Genomic DNA, 1,876 nt, shown 5'->3' with positions numbered 1-1,876 from the left:
CGTTAACTGATGGTCCACTCACTATTGAAGCAAGCGTTAGTGATAACGCCGGTAATACCACTACATTAAGTGAAACCGCAACACTCAACACCACGGCCCCAAGCATTAGTATTAATGCACTGGTTGACACCAACGACACCACCCCAACCATTAATGGTACAAGCGATGCGGCAGATAACACTACCATTAGCTTAACGTTTGAAGACAGTGCAGGGAATATTACGACTGTTGATACAACCGTAACGGGTGGAGTATGGAGTGTCGATGCACCAACTGATTTAGCCGAAGGCGAATATACTGTCACCGCACAGGTAAATGATGGTCTAGGTAATATCGGCAGCGCCACCGAGACAGGTCAGATAGACCTTACTGGCCCGAGCCTTGTTATTACAGACAACGGTGTAGGGAACGACACCACGCCAACGATTGCAGGTACCAGCGATGCACCGCAAGGCAGTGAAGTAACCATTGTTGTCACCGACAGCAGCGGCGCAGCGCAAACAATGAGCGCCACCGTACTAGCCAATGGCACGTGGTCAATCCCTGTACCGGTAGCACTTGCAGAAGGTACATACACTATTAGCGCGAGTGTTGAAGATACCGCAGGCAACGACACCACCGCCACAGGCGCAGGTGAAATAGATACCACTGCACCGACACTTGTACTTACCAGCCCAGGCTCAAGTAATGACATCACCCCGACACTCAGTGGAACAAGTGATGCCGTTGAAGGCACGGTTATTAACTTCACGGTAGTGGACGATCAAGGCAATACACAAACGTTTACCACCACGGTTGATGCAGACGGCAACTTCTCTGTAGAAGTACCGACTGCACTGGCAGAGGGACCATATAGCATCGAAGCAAGTATTAGCGATGTGGCAGGTAACAGCACCGATATTACCGGCAACGGCACCATTGATACCACAGCACCAAGTGTGAGTGTAGATGCGCCATTATTAACAAATGACAGCACGCCCACAGTGACAGGCACCAGTGATGCACCTAACAGCACCATCACGGTGACGTTTACAGATGCAGCAAATGCCACTCAAAGCATTGATGTACAAACCGATGCCAATGGTAACTGGAGTGCGACACCAACAGGCACATTAGCCGAAGGGAATTATAGCGTTAGCGCCAGCATCACTGATGCAGCGGGCAACACAGGTACAGGTACAGACAGTGGCGAAGTAGACGTAACTCCACCGGCACTTGCCTTTACACCAACGTTTGAACTTGGTTTATTGGTTACCTTAAGTGGTACCTCTGACTTGCCAGCAGGCAGTGAAATTACCATTACCGAGCAACTGGTTGGCGGTGGCATTGGTGCCACCTACACCACCACAACTGATGCCGATGGTAATTGGTCATTAGTCGGATTAGATGTATCGTTACTTGATGTTGGCTCAGTGATCGCCACAGCGACCGATGCCGCAGGTAATACCCGTACAATTAGCTCAGATGACTTTGATAATACACCGCCGACACTCACTGTTGATGTTGCAGCACAAAGCGACAGCAACACGCCAATCATAAGCGGCACAAGTGATGCGGGCGAAGGTGCACAAGTGACGATAGTCGTTACCGACAGCAACGGCAACCCACAAACCATCACCGCCCTTGTTGATGCGGATGGTAATTGGAGTGCCACTCCAACCACACCATTAAGTGAAGGTCAAAGCACCATCGAAGTAAGTGTACGCGACAGTGTTGGCAACGAAACTACAGTGAGTGATACCACCACTATCGACACGCAAGCGCCAATACTCACCATTCAAAACGTAGGCGATGTTAGCGACTTAACACCCGAGCTGCAGGGCACCAGTAATGAAATTGGTGGCACTGTTACACTCACCATCACCGACAGCGCAGG

At 50.4% G+C, this 1,876-nt stretch carries 1 protein-coding gene; it reads left to right on the top strand.

The window, feature by feature from the left end; genetic code table 11:
• Window positions 1-1,876 (top strand): Ig-like domain-containing protein (locus H5126_RS21160; RefSeq protein ID WP_182758576.1); only part of this gene is annotated, 1,876 nt, incomplete at both ends.

Source organism: Pseudoalteromonas sp. SG45-3 (assembly GCF_014164075.1).
GTDB lineage: Bacteria > Pseudomonadota > Gammaproteobacteria > Enterobacterales > Alteromonadaceae > Pseudoalteromonas > Pseudoalteromonas distincta.
Note: the sequence above shows the minus strand (reverse complement) of the source record. Positions and strands in the feature narration are given on the sequence as shown.